The 18,342-nt window shown below is 54.6% G+C and carries 19 protein-coding genes; 5 read left to right on the top strand and 14 right to left on the bottom strand.

What is annotated here, in order from left to right; translation table 11 throughout:
• Positions 1-110 precede the first annotated feature (110 nt).
• Both ACEN2J_RS16565 and ACEN2J_RS16560 read right to left on the bottom strand, forming a co-directional pair.
• Positions 111-302 carry a hypothetical protein gene (locus tag ACEN2J_RS16565; protein ID WP_442107214.1) on the bottom strand — a complete coding sequence of 64 codons (192 nt, stop codon included), beginning with the start codon at positions 300-302 and terminating at the stop codon, positions 111-113.
• 136 nt (positions 303-438) lie between these two features.
• Complete coding sequence (locus ACEN2J_RS16560) at positions 439-1,095, bottom strand: autoinducer binding domain-containing protein (protein ID WP_442107213.1); 657 nt, start codon at positions 1,093-1,095, stop codon at positions 439-441.
• 95 nt (positions 1,096-1,190) lie between these two features.
• On the opposite strand from ACEN2J_RS16560, the gene ACEN2J_RS16555 reads away from it, so the two are divergent.
• Positions 1,191-1,772 carry an acyl-homoserine-lactone synthase gene (locus ACEN2J_RS16555; protein ID WP_442107212.1) on the top strand — a complete coding sequence of 194 codons (582 nt, stop codon included), beginning with the start codon at positions 1,191-1,193 and terminating at the stop codon, positions 1,770-1,772.
• A gap of 58 nt (positions 1,773-1,830) precedes the next feature.
• On the opposite strand, the gene ACEN2J_RS16550 is transcribed toward ACEN2J_RS16555, so the two are convergent.
• Together ACEN2J_RS16550 and ACEN2J_RS16545 are read right to left on the bottom strand one after the other, a co-directional pair.
• Complete coding sequence (locus ACEN2J_RS16550; RefSeq protein WP_442107211.1) at positions 1,831-2,052, bottom strand: hypothetical protein; 222 nt, start codon at positions 2,050-2,052, stop codon at positions 1,831-1,833.
• A gap of 210 nt (positions 2,053-2,262) precedes the next feature.
• Positions 2,263-2,715 carry a hypothetical protein gene (locus ACEN2J_RS16545; RefSeq protein WP_442107210.1) on the bottom strand — a complete coding sequence of 151 codons (453 nt, stop codon included), beginning with the start codon at positions 2,713-2,715 and terminating at the stop codon, positions 2,263-2,265.
• 94 nt (positions 2,716-2,809) lie between these two features.
• On the opposite strand from ACEN2J_RS16545, the gene ACEN2J_RS16540 reads away from it, so the two are divergent.
• Positions 2,810-3,274, top strand: a complete 465-nt coding sequence (locus ACEN2J_RS16540) for a hypothetical protein (protein ID WP_442107209.1) — start codon at positions 2,810-2,812, stop codon at positions 3,272-3,274.
• A gap of 41 nt (positions 3,275-3,315) precedes the next feature.
• On the opposite strand, the gene ACEN2J_RS16535 is transcribed toward ACEN2J_RS16540, so the two are convergent.
• Both ACEN2J_RS16535 and ACEN2J_RS16530 read right to left on the bottom strand, forming a co-directional pair.
• Positions 3,316-3,909, bottom strand: a complete 594-nt coding sequence (locus ACEN2J_RS16535; RefSeq protein ID WP_442107208.1) for a hypothetical protein — start codon at positions 3,907-3,909, stop codon at positions 3,316-3,318.
• Positions 3,896-4,699, bottom strand: coding sequence for a ParA family protein (locus ACEN2J_RS16530; RefSeq protein WP_442107207.1), 804 nt, complete (start codon positions 4,697-4,699; stop codon positions 3,896-3,898). The genes ACEN2J_RS16535 and ACEN2J_RS16530 overlap by 14 nt, the downstream gene beginning before the upstream one ends.
• 293 nt (positions 4,700-4,992) lie before the next feature.
• On the opposite strand from ACEN2J_RS16530, the gene ACEN2J_RS16525 reads away from it, so the two are divergent.
• Genes ACEN2J_RS16525 through ACEN2J_RS16515 form a run of 3 tightly spaced genes read left to right on the top strand, consistent with a single transcriptional unit; the run spans position 4,993 to position 9,558 of the window.
• Positions 4,993-5,544 carry a hypothetical protein gene (locus ACEN2J_RS16525; protein WP_442107206.1) on the top strand — a complete coding sequence of 184 codons (552 nt, stop codon included), beginning with the start codon at positions 4,993-4,995 and terminating at the stop codon, positions 5,542-5,544.
• Positions 5,541-7,553: a relaxase/mobilization nuclease domain-containing protein gene (locus ACEN2J_RS16520; protein ID WP_442107205.1), complete on the top strand. Its 2,013-nt coding sequence runs from the start codon at positions 5,541-5,543 to the stop codon at positions 7,551-7,553. Before ACEN2J_RS16525 ends, ACEN2J_RS16520 begins: the two co-directional genes overlap by 4 nt.
• Positions 7,554-7,563: 10 nt before the next feature.
• On the top strand, positions 7,564-9,558 hold the full coding sequence (locus ACEN2J_RS16515) for a type IV secretory system conjugative DNA transfer family protein (RefSeq protein ID WP_442107204.1): 1,995 nt from the start codon (positions 7,564-7,566) through the stop codon (positions 9,556-9,558).
• A gap of 299 nt (positions 9,559-9,857) precedes the next feature.
• On the opposite strand, the gene ACEN2J_RS16510 is transcribed toward ACEN2J_RS16515, so the two are convergent.
• The 8 genes from ACEN2J_RS16510 to ACEN2J_RS16475 form a co-directional block, all read right to left on the bottom strand.
• Complete coding sequence (locus ACEN2J_RS16510) at positions 9,858-11,108, bottom strand: IS256 family transposase (RefSeq protein WP_442107203.1); 1,251 nt, start codon at positions 11,106-11,108, stop codon at positions 9,858-9,860.
• An 82-nt stretch (positions 11,109-11,190) separates the two neighbouring features.
• Positions 11,191-11,559: a pentapeptide repeat-containing protein gene (locus ACEN2J_RS16505; RefSeq protein WP_442107216.1), complete on the bottom strand. Its 369-nt coding sequence runs from the start codon at positions 11,557-11,559 to the stop codon at positions 11,191-11,193.
• A 9-nt stretch (positions 11,560-11,568) separates the two neighbouring features.
• Positions 11,569-11,823 (bottom strand): pentapeptide repeat-containing protein, encoded by a 255-nt coding sequence (locus ACEN2J_RS16500; RefSeq protein WP_442107215.1) that lies wholly within the window; start codon positions 11,821-11,823, stop codon positions 11,569-11,571.
• Positions 11,824-12,124: 301 nt separating this feature from the next.
• Positions 12,125-12,664: a hypothetical protein gene (locus ACEN2J_RS16495; protein WP_442107202.1), complete on the bottom strand. Its 540-nt coding sequence runs from the start codon at positions 12,662-12,664 to the stop codon at positions 12,125-12,127.
• A 120-nt stretch (positions 12,665-12,784) separates the two neighbouring features.
• Positions 12,785-14,131, bottom strand: a complete 1,347-nt coding sequence (locus tag ACEN2J_RS16490) for an IS5 family transposase (RefSeq protein ID WP_442107201.1) — start codon at positions 14,129-14,131, stop codon at positions 12,785-12,787.
• A 97-nt stretch (positions 14,132-14,228) separates the two neighbouring features.
• Complete coding sequence (locus ACEN2J_RS16485) at positions 14,229-14,354, bottom strand: hypothetical protein (RefSeq protein WP_442107200.1); 126 nt, start codon at positions 14,352-14,354, stop codon at positions 14,229-14,231.
• A gap of 83 nt (positions 14,355-14,437) precedes the next feature.
• Positions 14,438-14,995, bottom strand: a complete 558-nt coding sequence (locus ACEN2J_RS16480; protein WP_442107199.1) for a hypothetical protein — start codon at positions 14,993-14,995, stop codon at positions 14,438-14,440.
• Positions 14,996-15,356: 361 nt separating this feature from the next.
• Entirely contained in the window at positions 15,357-18,329 is a 2,973-nt protein-coding gene (locus tag ACEN2J_RS16475) for a TrlF family AAA-like ATPase (protein WP_442107198.1), read from the bottom strand.
• Positions 18,330-18,342: the final 13 nt, after the last annotated feature.

Raw genomic sequence — 18,342 nt, 5'->3', positions numbered from 1 at the left:
GGGCAAGCCCGTCTTCCGTTCAGCCCCACCGGCCAAGGTGGTTGTCGGCACCGGCCAAGATGGTTGTCGCTCAACACAGTTTGGCGCCCCTTCAAAAATGCAGTATCAGGCTACTTTACTGAGGTATCTTTAGGTGCAGGCTTTCTTGCGGGGATCTCGAAAATCAATTGTTTCATTCCGGCTTTGCACAATTCATCGATGTTTTCTTTTTCGTCCCAATAAATACGCCCCAAAGAGTCGATCCGGCCGCGGCCAGCAAAGTGACCCTGATCCGTTTTTGCGGTGAAATGGAGTTTACTCATGATGACGCCTCTCGGTTGCAAAATCTTCGGCCAACTCATACGGGGCGAGATATTCATAGATCAATCAAAAATTCCTACTTTTACCTATTTGGGTAAAAGGTAGAGTGATTGAACCGTTTTTTGGCCCTGAAAGGGCTTAGATGAGTCCCTGCTTTTGAGCCAAAATGCATGCGTGGACAGCATTCTTTGCGTCGAGCTTTTCGCGCGCCCGCTCCAGGCGCTTCTTCACCGCCTCTTTTGAAATGTCGAGGTGTTCTGCAATCTCTGCGTGGGCCTGCCCTTCCGCCGCCAGCTTTAGGACGGCAATTTCCGCCGATGTAAGGCCTTGGTTCCGACTGCCGTTAAAGAAGTCAATTTCGTTCGCAAGGATGCTAGAACAGGTTTTCAATTCGGCATCGGTAAATTCGCGATCTTCGCGTGCGGCGGTCAAAAAGCACTTACTTCCGCCTACAGGGTTGTTTTGGGCAATTGCAAATCCGTAGTTGAGGCCAAATTTTGCCGCTTCCTTCATCACCAGTTTAGCTGGGGCATTGATGGCAGAAATTTTCAACTCCGACCAGCGTGCCACACCGTTTGAGAAAGCGATGTGATGAAGCACGGGATCAACGATCATGAGCTTGAGGCGGGAATACCTGTCCACCCAACCGGCCGGGAACGACACATAATAGACTTCAACGGCCAATACAGCGACATTCAAGCCGACCGACCAGCCAATGGGTGAGATCTGGCTCAGGAGCTTGGTATTCTCTTCAGAAAATGGGCATCGCGTTATATCGCTCATCGTTGTCATCATTGCTCGTTCCCCTTCGCCTTACCAATTTTGGTACTTTTTCAATTTTCTACGTGACAAGTCAACCTAGGGCTGCAATCGCTGCGAATGGAGGGTCTATGCAGACAAGCATTGTAAGTTATCCAGACCAGGTAGCGGATTGGCTGTTGGTGAAACGGTTTCATCAGCTGCGTAAGTCGATATTCATCGATCAGATGAAATGGTCTTTGCACGCAACTGAGGATGTTGAGTTTGAGCAGTATGATGCCTTGGGACAAGCCACCTATGTGATCGTCCATAATGCAGGTGAGGTGATCGGGGGTGCTAGACTGTTGCGAACCACGACACAAATTGGACGCGGTGCTGTGACCTATAGCTACATGATACGCGATGCCTATCTGGGGCTTATTGATCTACCCAGTGCAATGTGTGCCACACCGCCCCCGAACGATCCTGATGTATGGGAGATGACCCGTTTTGTGGCCGCAAACCCCGATCCCGAAATTGCGCGGGCCATCCTTAGCTCTGCGCGCCGGTTTCTTGAAGAGAACGGAGCAAAATCTTGCTTGTTCTTGGGTCCACCTGCCATGCAGCGGCTCTACCGTCGTTTTGGCATGACTGTGCGCCCTCTTGGCCCTCTACAGCGCAACGAATCCGGTGCTTTTGGAGCGTATGAGGTCAGCATCTCACCAAAAGGTTAGGAGATAAAGCGTCGTCGAAGTCCAAAAAAAGAGATTTAAAGAGGGTAATGCTGAACGATCAATGCCAAGTTGGGCTTGAGGCTTCGACCTCATAATGGGTCAGGTTTCCCATCACCCAATCTCCGATTTTCTCATGCAGTGTCAGCCTTCCAGATTTGATTAAAGTTTCCATGGCGGCGTCAAACTGTGACAACTCAATCCATGGAAGCTCCAGAGCATTTATCATAACAAGACCTGGCCCCTTTTTGCGAACCAGATCTTCAATTTCCTTGGTGTTCACGGCGTTACACATCATGGCACATTAAATATAAGTGTTTATCGGATTATAAAAGTGTAAAATACGAATTTGGACCTATATGAAGTATTCGTTTGAGGTGGCCTTCATATTCGGTTCTGGTTCGATTTTCTCGCTACTTTGCCCTAAAGTGGGGCAAAGCCTTGCAGTTCGGCGACATCTGTTGTCTTACCCATCAGACGCGAGTGAACTGGCCTATAAAATCTTACCAGCTCTGCGCCCAGTATTCGCATCGCCAAGCGCGCGCTTGATCGCTTTGAGATAGACTGAAAGCACCAATGGGCTCGCAGATATCGCCCACCATTCGGCATCATCAAGCAACTGGGTATCCAAAAACGTCTCAGTAGGCCCATCACCCCAGAGTCTTTGCAGCCCTGCGACCATCAAGTTCTCTTGGTCGTTTGCATCACACTCCAAAAGCGCCAAAACAGCTCGCTCCATGGCTTGCTTTCGAAGTGCTCCAGAAGTGGCATTTTGCGCAGGTTCTGCGGTGTTGGTCATTTTGTGTGTGATGCGCTTGCTTCCGATCCATGCCGCCAAGCGTTTGCGTGATTTTACAATTGCAGCAGGTGGTGCCTCACCTGTGCGCGCGGCCAAGCTTTCGGCGAAAGCGAGCTGTTTTAGCGTGGGAAGTGCGTCTTGGTCCATTGGTATTGTTCCGAGAACTCTATGAGGAACAGGGTAACATTTTTTATCCTATAATTCTTTAAAAAACGCTTTGTAGTTGTAAAAAGGTCTAAGTATGTGGCAATTGAATTTGACTGAATTTGGAGTTGGCCCGATGAAAATACGCGCACTCACTTTTGTTGGCGCAGCCTTCGCCGCGCTGGCGACGTCGGCCGTCGCAGGCGGCTGGGATCATACATTCAGTCGTGGATTTGACCTCTATCTCATAGGATCAGATCAATCAGGTATTCGATTGGTTTGCGACAGTGACGCCTTGATTCGCAAAGGTAGTTATATTGAAGTGCGCAGCTCAGTAGCTGGTGGCAAAGTACCCAGTAATGCCCGGTTTGTCATAGGAGCGTTTTCGCACCCTGTTTCAGTGGGTGCAGATCTGTCTGTGGTGTTCAAAAGGCTGTCGCCAAAAGACCACGCAGATCTGGCCGCTGCTTTCGCGACGGCTAAAACAGCCCAGATTATCAGCGGAGAAACAGTAATTGCCGAGGCCGATCTTGGTGCAGAACGGCCAAAAATTTGTGAATAGGAGAGGCCGCGCCTAACGGTTTCATCTGGCGACAATCCGCCCTAGCTTGCAGCCTCAACAATAGCGCGAAGCTCTTTTTGAACAAGGTCTATGACAAGTGGTCTGATTGCAGCGGCTGCCAAGCCAAGATCAAGTGGATCGAAACGGGCCCGCAACTTCTCTGCGGCTTTGCCGCTGGTACTCGTCGACACAACGGCAACTATCCCGCCTTCTTGAACTTCTGGTAGAACGAGCGCCTTGGGATCGTCCAGCAGTCGCCGAAGAGCTTTTAATGCGCGAACCCGCGCACTTTTGATAATCACTTCTACAGGGATTGCGTGTTTGGCGCCCAGAGCGCTGGCTTTGGTGCTAAGGTCTTCGCCCAGCCCAAATCGATAGTCGAGCCTTATTCGAACACTTTTATTGGCGACGTGTTCTGCGAATTTTTCCGTGGCGACTTTTGCAGCGGGGGCGTTGAGGGGACTTGAGGTGGACCGCTCCTCAGCTTGAGATACGACTGCTGCGCTTGACGTTTCAACGGGTGGTGGAGGCGCAGCCTCAACAGCATTTGCCGCGCGAAGCGCATCCCTTTTTGCATACTGGGTGTCCATGCCCTTAAGCGCTACACGGCGTATTGCCGACTTACTGTTCTGCACTGCCGGCACCTGCGATTTCAAGGCAAGCGGTCAACAGCTGATCAGCTTCGAACAAGGCGTTGCTCAGATGTTTTGGGTTTTTGGCAAAGGCCAGCGCCGTTTCATTATGGCGCGTTAAGACCCGACCCAGGAGGCCCTCGCGGTCCATTATTTTGTAGGCTTCGCGCTCTTGTAACACCGCGCCCACGATCTTCATGGCCTCCACTGGGTTGTCTTCGTCGTCCCCAATCAATTTTTTTGAGTGCATCGCTTCTATGAGCTCTTGATCGCCCTTCGAGGGCCGCGTTGAGACACGATTGAGCACGATGCGAAACTCTGGCAATAGGCTTGGATCTTCCGCCCGCGCCCTCATGCGGTAGACGTAGTTGGCAGTTCCGCGTGAAGTTTCAATGTCTGACTGTGATAGCATAATTGGGCAAATCACCAAGTCCGCGACCGCGGCGAAAATATCGTGGTCCTGTGATGCATCGCCAGCAGTGTCGATGATCAACAAATAGGTCTTTCCGTCTTCGATAATCTCGTCGACGATTTCCTCCACTTCGGACGCGTCAACAGTTTGAAACGCGTCAATCGCATCCGACCACAACCCTCGCTCTGCCGAGCGCATAGCCCATTTTGTCAAACCGCCTGTTTGGTCGGCGTCGATAAAGGCGCAGGAAAGCCCGCGCGCATCTGCAGCACTCAAAAGCGCTCGGGCCACTGTCGTTTTTCCCGCGCCACCTTTTTGGTTCATCAAAGTGATTGTTAGCATTTGCATGATCCTTTGGGGGCTGTTTTCGTCATTCGTCATTCGTCATTCGTCATTCGTCATTCGTCATTCGTCATTCGTCATTCGTCATTCGTCATTCGTCATTCGCTGGTCGTTACCCGTGTTCCGTAAAACGTGTTTCGTTTTTCGTCAGCAGGCCAGTGATTGGCTCTGCACCCAACAAAAAGCATGTTTTCAGCTATAAAAACTCTTTTGCATGATTTCAACCTTTATAGTTGAAGTGGGGCGTTTGAATGTTATCTAGGGAGAAGAAGAGACGGTGGCAGGATATGCCTAACGTTTGCACTTTTGACATTTGGGGTCCTGCGGCGCTGATGAGACGTATTTTAAGCATTGAGCGGCGCCAACAGCTGGCCAAGCGCTACCGCCAGGGCGAAAGCGTAAATACGCTTTCAAAGTCCTATGCTGTCACCATGAGGCAGGTTTACCGCATCGTCGCTGAGGAGCGCGGTAAGACGAAAGCACAAAGCACCCCGACAAAGACGGTGGCGTTTCGCGCACCGGCGTCCGAGATTGATGCTTTTTTGGCGACTGCCGCGTCTGTTGGGATTTCTGGGCCAAGCCAGGCGTTTCGGGTTTTGCTGCGTATGGCGGAGGGCTTGTTCGAGATTTTCCCGAACCAGCTGGACGGCTTTAACAAAACCGTTTGGCTCAAAGGTAAGGAGCTGGACCTCCTCAACCAGCTTGCAAAGAGTGTTCATAAAGGAAAATTGCGCTTGGGAGATGAAGACCGGGCCTTGCTGGCACGCTCGATTGATACCAATTGCCGCCTACACGAGGACTGGCGGTCGGCCTTGGATGAAGCCAAATCTCGGCGTGGCTATTCGGTATCCCGGCTGACCAAGGCCAAGGCGGCAGGCCAATGAGCACGCATGATCCGATTGCACTCTATCACGCGATAATGGGAGAGGTCTGGGCTGAGGACGACATAAGGGCCAAGGGTGGCCGGGATCGCGCAGGGCTGCGGCAGGCGCGATCGTTCAAGAGAGCAGGGCAGCCATCCGTTAGAAACATCCTCAAAGCTGCGTCTGGATCACGCGCGGCGGTGTTCAAACGCATTCGCAATGGGGGCTGCAAAACCCCCCAATCTTTGCGCAGCCAACTGGACTACGTGAACGACAAAGCTGCGTTTACGTACTCAAACCAGATCAACTGCCTTGCGGCTGGCGAAACACTCTCTGATGACCAAAAGGCTGCGATCATAGAGCAGTGGGCAGGGACGTGGCGTGGCACGTCTAAGCTTGGGTTTACCAGCCATATGCTTTTGAGCTTCCCAAAGGATGTGTCCGCCAAGCAGGTGCAAGGCATTGCCCTGGACTGGTGTGAGCATTTCTTTGAAAGCGGTCACTATGGCGACAAATGGGATTATCTTGTCGCGGTTCACACTGACCGGGATCACCCCCATGCGCATATCCTTTTGAACAATCGTGGCAGTGTTATGGGTGAGTGGTTTGCCTGTTGGGCCGGGGGCAACATGTCGCCTCAGCTCATGCGTGAAAAACAGGCGGAAATCGCTGAAGACTACGGCATCGCCCTACACGCTATCACGCGACTTGAGCGCGGTTTGACCGCTAAACCGGCGGGCTTGGCAGAGATTTATGCTGCCAAAGCGGAAGGTCGTGCTGTGACTGAGACGGCTTTGTCCGCCCCAGAGGCCGATCAGACACGGGAGGTCATTATGGGGTTTGTCGAGGATTACCACGATATTGGCGATCTGTTGGACAAAGAGAACAGAACCACTTTGGCGAATGCGATGCGCCTGATGCAAAACAGCATATCCAACGGCACTGAATGGGCCCCAAAACAAGGAGAAATTGACATGGCGGAAATCCAGACTGTTGGAGATGCGGTTGAGTATGCACAAACGCAAATTGACGCTCTGTGGGCAGATGCGGATAATCTAATGGGCGTTCAGCGTGCGGAATTGGAAATAGGATATGCGCCCGTCTTGGCCGAGTTGTATCAGATGGTCCCAGACCCTGAGCGGCGGGCGGCGTTCAATCAAGAACTGGTTGATGTCTATCCGCCAGGGGCAGGGGTCTATGATCTCGCAGATAGGTTTGTGGATGCCGCACAGCGCGACAGTTTGGCGGCGGTCTTGCAAGAGGGACAGGACCTTGGGCTGGATACGGACGAGGTTCTCGCCCGTATGGAGGCCGGTGGCACCAAAAACCATGGTCTTGCCCAAGAGTGGATTGAACGAGACCTAACGGCCATTTTGGCCAAAGACGGCATTGATCTGGGGAATTCCACTTCGGAGCAATTTGATGCTGCGCTCGAGAAACTGGACGGGTTTCAAGGGCGACTTGCCGCCGAACTTGGCATTGAAATGGAAAGCCCCTTTGAGATTGTTGAACAAGGCCCACATTTGTCAGAGGATGAAAGACACCAGGCACTAGATCAAGCAAATGCCGAATGGTTGGCGGGTGACCCAGATTACCTCGGAAGACTTGCAGAAGAGGCCTATGAGCGGAGGCATGCGGACAGCGAAAGTATTGCGGATGATCAAGCTCAAGCGCCCAACGCCTATATCCGCCAAATTGCCCAAGACCTGCGCAGCGGTAACCTGACGACAGAACAAGAAGATGCGCTCCAGCGCAGTTTGGTTTTCGAATTGCATCAGGAACTGGGCGATGAGGGCCTAGCCGAGTTGGATCGCGGAAATTGGGAGATTTTGGACGAGGTGCTCCCCTCAAAGCTTGACCAGATCAGCGTCACGCAAAAATACCTGGAAGTTGCCGCCGAAGAGCGGGGTGAAGCTGATCTCTCTGACGTGGCCAATGACCTCAATCATGAACGCGCCCGCGCACGGGCGGCAGAGCTGACCATGGAAAACCCGCGGGACCGCGGCCTTGATGACGACATGAGCATGTAGGGGGCAGGGGATGCATAGCAGGTTAAAGCTTTTTGTGAATGTAATCTTTGGTGCCATAACCGGGCTTATTGTCGGCACGATCATTGGCAGTGCCTATCTCGCGCTTGCCTTGAAGCGGGGCGCCGCTGACTATGATATGTTTGCTGTCTGGAAGCTGACGCCTAGCTTTCGTGCGGCGCATCCAGAAGCCTATGCGGTAGCAATTGGGGCTGTGGTGCTTTCGACGCTGGCCCTATCCATTCTTGCATTTGTTTGGACATATCAAAAGCAGCGTAGCGACTACGGTGCCGCCCACTGGCAAAGCAAAGCCGAGCTGAAAGCCAATAATATGCTGCGTCCGGTGGGTTCTGGCTTTGTCTGTGGCAAGCTTGGCCTGCCCAAGAGTGCCAAAGCGCCTTATGTATGCTCAACTGCGATCCCGCATGTGATGATGGTAGCACCTACCCGCGCCGGTAAAGGTGTCGGCTTTGTTATTCCCAACATTCTGTCCTTTGGTGGCAGTATTGTTGTGCTGGACGTCAAAGGTGAAAACTTCGAGACCACCTCGCGCTACCGAATGGTCAAAGGCGATGTGGTTTATCGCTTTTCGCCGTTTGATTGGACCAATGGCACCCATCGCTACAACCCGCTCGAGCGCATTGCAAAATGCAGGACCTTTGCTGAGCAATTCACGGAAGTCAGCATTTTGGCTGACCTGTTCTTGGATAAGGACAACCAGCAATCCAGCACGTTTTCTGAAGCCGGGAAAACCATTTTCGTTGCCGCCTGTCTTTTGGCCCTACAGCGCAACAAACCCAATCTTGGGGAGGTCAACAAGATCGTATCAGATGGGGCCAACAAAAACCAAATGTACCAAGCTTATGCCGAGGAAGCCAAAGGTGAAGCGCATCGGCTTTTGTGGATCAACTCGGCCAGTGCATCCGACAAGCTTTTGACCAGCAACATCCAAGCCCTCAAAACAGCAGGGCTAAAGCAGTGGGATAACCCAGCAATCGTTGCTGCAACCAGTAATAACGACCTAGATTTCTCTAGCTTTAGGAAGCGGCCGCAATCGCTTTATATCGTGGTGTCAGAAGATCACATTCCAACCCTTTCGCCACTTTTGCGTTTGATGTTCGCTGACCTGATTGCCAGCCTTCGCACCAACGAGCCTGGGCCAGACGAGCCGTGGCCCGTCATGATCATGATCGACGAGTTTCAGCAGATGGGGGCAATGCCCTATGTTGAGCGCGCAATTCACACTTTGGCAAGTTACGGTGGGCGCATCGCGATGATCGCACAATCTTTGTCCGCATTGGATAAGATCTATGGCAAGGAAGGTCGCGCAAGTCTTGAGAACGGGGCAGGGCTCAAGCTTTATATCACCCCGCGCGATGAACAGACCGTCAAAGAGGTTTCAGCGTCGGTCGGCAAAACCACCCAAGAGGCGGTGACAACGTCATACGGCCGCAACAAAGGTTTTGTGGGCGCACAATCGACCAGTGTTCGCTTGGAGGAGCGCCCGCTTTTGTCTGAGACGGAAGCTCGGTTTATGGACCCTGATGACGTCATTATTCTTGCATCACCCCAGCAGCCAATACGGGCCAAGCGCATTAAATATTTTGAAGACCCAACCTTTGCGGCAATGATGGCTGACCAGAAGGGCATTGCCCACCCATTTCCACCGGCGCCCCAAGCTGCGGGAAATGACCGCTTGGGCAGCAGAACCATGCGATCAAACAAACCCATGACCGTGCTTGATGAGCCAGCAGAGGCGATGGCCAACACGGCGAAGGCACGCGTCAAGGTGGAACTGGCGAATGGGATGGGCCAATCGATTGTGCCCAATGGCAATGTTGGCCTTCAGGTACCAGCACAAAGAACGATGAGTAAAAGAGCGGCACGGGTCGTGAGGCTCCCTATTGTGAACAACCCCAAGCCGGAATTGGTAACGCCGCCGGAAGATCTGAACACAGATGACCCAGTGCCATTGGCATGGGGAAAGTTTCTCCCGCGATTTCAATAGAGAGGAGCCCGGAATAGGTGACGTTAGTGGACCATCTGGCTTATATGCGCAGCATCCATCCGCCACCGCCTTTTTTTGAGACATATGTCTCCTGCAGGGTAGGTTAGTCATGTCGCGTAAGGTGAGCGCAAAAAAGGTTGAGCTGAGATAACCGAACGCTGTGCGCATGTTTGCGCGATCTGTATCGCTGCCAAACTAAAGGACGGTCAAGCCGAGTTGGCCCAGAAGGTGAGCCGCTTGGCGCTTTGATATTATTGCGCCCTTGAAAGAGCTATGCCCGAAAGTTGGTGACGGCTTGATCAGGCGGCTTTTTGAAGTTGCTTGATCCCGTCCTTGAATTCAATCCCCTGGATGATCTCAGGCATGCGGTTTGCGCCGTCGAGTTTGCGCCATTTGGTCTGGGCTGACATCATCAGCTTGAACGCCATGGCGAGGCCGGTTTTGCGGCTGAGGCATCCTTTGGTTTTGCCGGTGCGGTGCCGAACCGTGGCGAAGGTGCTTTCGATTGGGTTCGTCGTTCTGATGTGTTTCCAATGCTCAGCAGGAAAATCATAGAATGCCAACAGAACGTCGCGGTCTTTGGTCAATTTGGAGACGGCCTTGTCGTATTTCACGCCATAGATAGCCTCGAAGAAGTCGAATGCAGCCTCGGCATCCACGCGGGTTTCGGCCTGCCAGATATCGTGGAGGTGACCTTTGGCTTTGGCCTGAACCGACTTCGGCATGGCATTCAATACATTGCCGGTTTTGTGGAACCAGCAACGCTGTTCTTTAGTCGCGCCAAAGACCTCGCGCAGCGCATTCCAGAAGCCCAGAGCACCGTCACCAATGGCAAGATCAGGCGCGTGAGTGAGCCCGCGTCGTTGCAAATCAAGAAGCAATTCGCGCCAGCTTTGAGTGCTTTCACGATAGCCATCAGCAAGGCCGATGATCTCTTTGCGGCCCCACTCGTCTGCGCCAATAAGCACCAGAACGCATTGTTTTTCCTCGGCCATTCGCGGCCGAAAGTAGATGCCGTCCGCCCAGATGTAGACGAAGCGACGTGCGCTCAGGTCGCGCCGTTGCCAGCGGTCGTACTCATCCCACCAGTCGGCCTTAAGCCGCGAAATCGTCGTGGATGATAACCCTGCCGCGTTCGGCCCAAGCAGAGAGGCGAGCGCTTCGTGAAAGTCGCCGGTGGAAATACCTTTGAGATACAGCCAAGGCAGCAGTTCTTCGATGGATTTGGCTTTGCGCAGGTAGGGCGGCAAGATCGTCGATGTGAACCGCACCTTCTCGGCGTCATCGCCACGATCTCGTACGCGCGGGACTTTGACCGGCACCGCACCGATCCCGGTCATGACCTTGCGTTCCGGCAGATGGCCGTGGCGTACCAACCGGGCGCGGCCATCGTCCGTTTTATCAGAGGCATAAGCCTCCAGCAGAACCGCAAGCTCGGCCTCAACCGCTTGCTCAATCAACCGCTGCGCACCGGATCGTAGCAAGTCCGTCAGTGGATCAGGCGAAAATCCCTGTGGATCGGTTAGCTGGGTAATGGTATTTGTCGTCATGTGGCATATCCTTTTCTCAAACGAGAATTGCGGCGCGTGAACAACGCCATGATATGCCGCCCCTCAGGGCCATCACCAACTTTTAGCTATATCTCCCCTTGAAAAGGCGGGCATCGGTGAGCTTGACGCCGCCCAAATCGGCATTGCGCAGATCAGCACCCTCGAACCGGCATTCTGGAATGTGCGCATCACGAAGGGAACAATCCTCAAAAACGGCATCCCGAAAATCGCAGGCTCTTAAGTCAGCCTCGCTAAAATCTATTTCCTTCAGCGTCATTTTGCGAAAAGAAAACCTCGGCAGAACGGCAAGCACGAGCAACACACTTTCTATAGAAAGGCCCAGCGTTTGCGCCTCAGTAAAATCGGAACCTGTCATCTTGCAGTGGCTAATTTTGGCGCCGTTGAGCTGTGCGCCTCTGAAGGTCGCATTGCTGAAGTCCCCGCCTTCTATTGTTGCCTCCTATAGGTTGGAACCTGTAAAATTGCCCCCTGCTGTTCGACAGTTGACGAATCTGGCTTCGTCAAGTCTTGCGCCACTAAAAGAAGTGCCAGCCAATCTGCAGCGCACGAAATGCCACCCTGCAAGGTCCGTCCCTGATAGGTTCAGCCCACTTAGGTCACAGTCTTCAAGTAGTGCTACGCCCCCTGACCTGCTGATCCCCTCAAGGTCGGCGCGGCAGGGTGATTGGGTCGTCAGTGTAAGTGTTTTATTCATATCTACTATTTGGCGAAAGAGTGCGACAGTGACAAGGCTTGCGCAGGCTGCTACTGGCTCAAAACCAAGGTCATTCACGGTGGTTCCGTCTTAGAGCGATTGATAAATCCTCTTGTTGACAGGGACTTTAGGTTTCGCAATTGCCCTGTGCAGTTGGCGGCTCAAACCGGATTTTCGTTGAGGGCCGGAACGCTGCGGTGCTAGTTCCACGAAGTGGGCATCGGAGGCCGGTGCAGCATTCTGTGGGCGCCGATATCTCCTTTGCGCACAAAGCACGCACCTAATTCTGTCGGAAAGCATTTCAATGTCGGGTGAATTCAGGCGCTTCCAGATAGTGGTCCGTGTCTAGCCGCAAACATGAGCGCCATAGCGGCGTTTTCCAATAGGTGCGCTTTGCCAGAATGTCTGTACTCTCGCGTTGCTCGCTCAAAAAGCCAATCCAATGCAACGGGCGCAGCACATGGGAAAACAGAAATTCTGCGTGATCGTGATATTCCCGATCATACGCATTAGGGCGCTCTTCCAAGCCATAGAGCGTTTTGACCAAATGATCCTCCGTGAGCCCGTGCTCGGCCTCCACATTGATGATGTTGAAGAAGGCATCCCAGTTGCCCATGCCCTCATGCTCGAACCGGGTAGTTCGGTTTTGGTTGTATTGGAACAGGTAGGTTTGCGCGAGAAGGCCGAACAGCTTGGCGCGATTGGCCAGCAGCGTCTTGGCCTTCGTGCCGACGACAAAGCTTTGTTTGACGTGCCGTCCCAGCTTGGCCAGTGCGAGGATGTCATGCACCACCATCACGGGCAACACGTCTGGCTCGTCTAACACTTTGTTGATCGTCATGAGTTCCACGGTGCTATACTCGGGCCAGTCAAAGTTGTCGGCTGCCCAATGCGCGAATTTACGGTTGAATGCCTTGGATTGCGTAAGGCCAATCCCATTAGTCGAGCCTGAACAACACTGTCAGGCTTCCAACGGGTGATCTTGGCCGCTCTGGTGGTGCCTGCAGGTCACCAGGATAACTGCAATGATGAGGGACAAAAGTGTCCTGAGGTGGGCGAGGATCTTTCGGATGTTGTGGCCGCAGCCGCACAGGACCGCAAAGATTGCGTCGCCGATGGTGCCTTTCAGGGGGCAGCGTGCGAGGCGGCCGTCGGATTTCATATGACCGATTTCGGGTTCGATGGCGCTGCGGCGTCTGAGGTCGGCGATCAGCCGAGGCGTCAGGCCGCGTCGAGATCCGCTGATCAGCACGCGGGTCGCCCCAACACCGTGGCCACGATAACCACGGTCGACCACAGCCAAGTCGGGGCGCTGATCAGTCAGGATCTCCACCTGCTCCAGCGCCGGGCCAAGGGTATGACCATCGTAAGGATTGCCGGGAAAGCTGCGCATGCCGACGACGAAGCCCTCGTCCAGCGTCGTGGTGATGCTGACCTTGCAGCCAAACTCATAACGCACCCGCGCTTTGCCCTTTGATATGCAGTCGACTTCGGGCTCGTGCAGAGCGTAGATCTTGTCGCTCCCCTTGGGCTGCTGGTGCAGCAATTGCGAGACCAGGGCGAGCTTGGCGATAATCTGGTCGCGAAGCGGGCCAGTGGCGATGTCATCGAGGTGGCGGCGGAGGTCCCGCATGACCCTGCCGGTGTAACCTTTCAGCTTCTTCAATGCCTTGCGCATGCGGCGGAATTGCTTGGCATGGGCATAGCGACCGACCTGCATCGCCAGTCTTGGGGAAAGACGGGCATAGGACTGGCGCAAATCCACTCCAGCCTCTTGCGCCAGGGTGACAAGTTGCGCCCGTGCCCGTTCGTAAAGCCTGGCGTCCGTGGGATGGGCAATGTTCTTTTCCATCACGGTGGTATCGACCGCCACGCGCTTCAAGCTGGCGTCGTCGATGGCTCCGGATTTGCGTCCGGCCTCAATGGTCTGGGTCAACAACCACTCCACACCTTCTTCACCAATCCGATTGCGCCACCGCGTCAAAGACGACGGGTTGATCGGCGGGCGATGCTGGAAGAATGTCTCGCCCGTGAGATGCTGATAGTAGGGGTTCTCGACCCAGCGGGCGACCACGGCCTCGTCCGACAACCGATAGGCATGCTGGAGATAGAGCAGCCCCGCGACGAGGCGCGGCGACGTGGCCGGACGCCCCGTGGCGGAAGGGAAGAAACCCGACCATTCCCGCTCGAATACCTCCCAGTCGATCAGCGCCGTCAGCTTCACCAACTCATGGCGCGGGTCGATCATCTCGACCAGGCGCGGACGCAGGAGGTCATCTTGTTCAGGCAGGCGCGAGCGGTGCTTCATTGGCAGGACCGGATTTGCAAGGTTTCTAAAGTGATTATACAAAACCTTGCGACACATGGCGAGAAAATCCGCAACTAAAACGCCTGAAATCAATGGCCTAAGACTTGTTCAGCCCGGACCCATTATTGTCCAGCGCATAGCGAAGCGTTTTCTCAAGCGCCCTCAGCAGCTTGGAATTATCAAGCACGGGGTCATCATCCGCTGGAACAAGAAGATTGATCATTTGACCATCTTACACAGAGGGCTCTTCGCGCCAAGCCTCACGGTGGTCCAAAAGTGCGGGAAAATTCGATTGTTCAGCAAGATTTAAGGAAAAGTGGCCAGCAGATCGGCAAGTTCATCCGCCATTTCGTCCGGGTAGCCCCATCCAACTTTTCCATCAACACGCTGGAACTCCGCATCAAGCAGCGGCAGGAATTCGACGAAAAGATCGTGGTTTCCTTCGTCGATAAGACATTTTACGATTTTGGAGAACATTGAGCTTAGACTGTCGTAAAAGGCCGCGTCTATATCGCCAAATTCCAGCGTGAAATCATTGCCGCACTTTATATAGTGAGTCATGAGGGCAAGCGTGTCGCGGATATTGCCGTTGGCTTTCTTGAAATCGCTAATGGCTTTACGTCCCTCAGCCAAGCGAACACCCTGTTTCCAAGGTTGCTTTGGGCATAGGGCTTGTTGAATGCGCATTTTATACGCGGCCAGATGATCGCTTTGCGCGCTGTCGCTGAGAAAACGGGCATGCATGAACGCTGCATTGGGTTTGCTCAAGCCATACAGGTCTTGCACAAGCCCAAGCAGTTGGGTGGCGGAGAAACCCGCAAGGACAGGCTTGATGTCTTTCCACGATGGTTTCGCGTCTCCCATACTGCCCGTCTCCAATCGCTTTGGTCGCTCATTGGTGTCGCTGAAGGTTCATCGGCTGTCCAGCCGGTTTTGCCTCTGACTTTCTGACTGGAGAAACGTTATAATGGCAATCAGCACGTGATCGGCCCAAAAGCTACCGTTCGGCGTCTGCAAATTCTGCAATGTGGCATGCCCCCCCCCCTGCCGCTTGGAGCAGCCGAAGCGAGATCGAGTATTGATGTTAAGAGATGCGCTTCGGGTCGCCGCTCGACGGCTCCGGAAACCAGTGTCCCGATGAGCGAGCGGCCGGAAATGCAACAGCTTTTAAGTGGACCACAAAAACGGGACTGGTCAGCCGAATGTAAACGAGTATGACAGAGCTTCACCGTTCCAACCTTACCCTCAAGCGGCGTGCCCGTTCACGAAAGGCTTCTTCTCCGCCTTCGAGAATGTCGCAAACCGCCTTGCGGATATCTGAATTCTCCAGGCCGCCGGCCTTGTAGGTGATCGGGGGTAGGCCACCGATCTGATGCGGACCTACCTCCGCGACAATGATCTGATCTGCGTCCGTATTGATGACGAGGTTCGCATTATGGGTGACCATGATGACCTGTCGTTTTGCCTTCGCGGCGATGAAGAGCGAAACAAGCTCTTCAAAGACGGACTTGGGGTCGAGATTCTCCTCGGGCTGATCGATGATGAGCGGACGATCATCGGCGTCGTCCAGGGCCAAATAGAGGAGAAGAAGAACGATTCCCCGCGTGCCCGGAGAGAGCTTGCGTATATCTATGCCGTCATAGACGATCTCGTAGCGCACCGAGATATGATCGGTCGCAAAGAGCCAATGGGCGAATTCTTTCAGCCAGGCGCGAAACTCCGTCTGTTGGGTTTGGGGGACCGGAGCATGCCCAATCATGGACCGCATATAACTCGCGATGAAACCGGCCATGGCGGCCTGTACACCCGCCGCCGTTCCATTTTCCCACGCTGGCTTGAGAGTGGTGTTTGCCAACTGGATCAGCGAACCACGACCATTGAAGGGGCCTGCTTTTCGCCGATCAAGAAGCTTTTCTTCCGCGATCGCTCCCCAGGCTTCAACATCGACGATGCGGCGCACCGAGAAACCGAGTTTTTGCAAGGTTCCTGATGATGCCGCCAGTCGGGTCATGAGCGGCGCATAAAGACTGGCGAGCGCCGCCTGTTCGTCGATGATGGCTTCGAACACCCGGCCGTAGGCTGCGTCACGTTCTGTTTGCAGGTCCTTTTTACGCGCTGCCGCACCCTGGGCGTCGAGGAGACGGGTTTGCAGGTTCTGCAGGGCGGTGTTTTCCTGTCCAAGGCGGAGTGAAAGCGCAGAATACTGTTCACGGACGAGTTTGTCGGCGCTGACTAGGGCTTCGAGTCGTCTCATCTCGGCCTGAAGGACTGTGAGTGTCAGGGGCGAAAGATCGACACCGTCTGCGATCGGTGGCTCGGGAATGCCCGGCGGCAGAGGAGCGCCTGTAAGCGCGGCGATTTGATTATCAGCCCACGCAACGTATCCCGCCAGATTGGTGTCCACATCACCCTTATACACCAGCAGGAAATCATCCCATTGCTGATCGTTCATATGGCCCTGCTGGTGCCGCTCCTTGGCCTGGCGCAATAGTTCAGGAGCTTTGGTCGCGCGGTTGCTTTTCACCTCATCCTGCAGGGCTAAGTAGGTCCGCCGCTGATTGCCGAAACCTTGAATCCTGCTACGCAGGGCCTGAACCGCCTGGCTAAGTTGGGTGTGGCGCTGTGCTTGCGCCTCTGTGCCTTTGACAACGAGTTTGGCGAGGTCTTCGTTGTAGCTTTTTATCAGGCCGATCTTCTGCGTGACCTGGGCGGCAAGGGTTGCAACAGAACTCTCCTTTTCCAGCTCTGTAGCGATACGATCAGAAATGTTCGCGATTGCATCGTCCTCGCGCGCGCGGGCTTGCTGGAAGCGGCTGGTGCTGTGGCTGCGCAGCTCGGCGAAGTCGATCGCGCCTTCCCTTTGATCGTCGGAGTGGGACTCGAAAATGACCCGTTCGATTTCCGCGATGAGACTGCCCGAGAAGCCGCCGGAAGAGCAGAGTTCTTCCACGAACTGCTGCGACAGATAACGGGCGCGCGGGAAGGACATATGATCATTGGCGTCCCGACCATCGAGCGCGCGAGTGACTGTCCCGCCTCCACCCCAAGTCAGGGTCGCGGTCGCATCGCCGACCAGCTTGCGGGCACGGACGAGGAAGGAGGGACTGATGTTTTCACTGGCGCTCCATCCTGACGGCGTAATGGCATCGCACCCGGCAGCGATCATGTCCGCGAGTGCGGTCTTGCCCGAACCGCGGGCGCCGATGATGGCTACCAGGCCGGGATTGAGCGGGATTTTGGGAGTGATAGCCCAATCCGCATCGGCGATGGCGATGTGAGAGATCACCTGTGAGGGCATTGCCGTTCGGGGCGGTTCCGTGCCGACATAGGCGCGGCCTTCAGGGTCGATGCATGCCTGGCGCAGCGCGTCGAACTCCAACCCGCCTTTGATCCATGAGAAGCGCTCTTCGACGGGTTGGCCCACGCTCTTCTGATCGTGCGCGTCACTTCCATGCAGGCAGGGCTTGCAACCATCATAGCTTTCACGGAGCTGCTCGACGCTTACCCCCTTCTTGCCGAACCAGAATTCGCGCTGTGCGGGGCTACTTGAGAAGATGATGTGGGCGAAACGCTCGATCTCTTGGCGCATCGTCGCATCGGCAGCCTGTCGCAGGCCGGAGGTTCCGTCGCCTGCGGCGCCGGCCACCGCGACGAGAATGTTGGCCTTGGCCCAGTCGCTCTCTCGCAGCACCTGGCGCAGTTGAGCAAAGTTGACCTTAAACTGTGTGGCGCCGTGGCGCAAAGCTGCGCCATCGTCGATGATGTTGGTGTCGGCTCGCTTGCCAAGAGCCATCAAATCGTTGCGCGTGCAGTTGTAGGTGTCGCCATGCGCCTGGAACTGCAATCGCTGGAGAATGCGATGCAGCTCGCCCAAATGATTGTGATCTTTCGGACAGACCAACAGGTGCACGTTCACGAAGCCCGTCTTGGCGGCAATGTCGAGCCGTAGTTCGACATTGGGAAAGATGAGCTGTACGTTAGGCAAACGCCCGGCCTGCTTACGTCGCAAGACCTCCTCATAGGTGTCTGTGACATAATAGTCGGTGACCCCCATCGCTCCGATCGTCGGCGTGCTGCTTTCCAGGGATGTGAGATAGGGCTCCCAGGGGTCGCCGCCGCCGAACTGATTGTTCAAGATTGTCCCCGGCGCATGGATATGCGGCTCCCAACGCCGCCACTGTGAACCTCTACCGATCATTGCCCCTCCGCGT

Source organism: Pseudorhodobacter sp. W20_MBD10_FR17 (assembly GCF_052119765.1).
Classification (GTDB): Bacteria; Pseudomonadota; Alphaproteobacteria; order Rhodobacterales; family Rhodobacteraceae; genus Pseudorhodobacter.
This window is presented reverse-complemented; position numbering and strand designations above follow the sequence as displayed.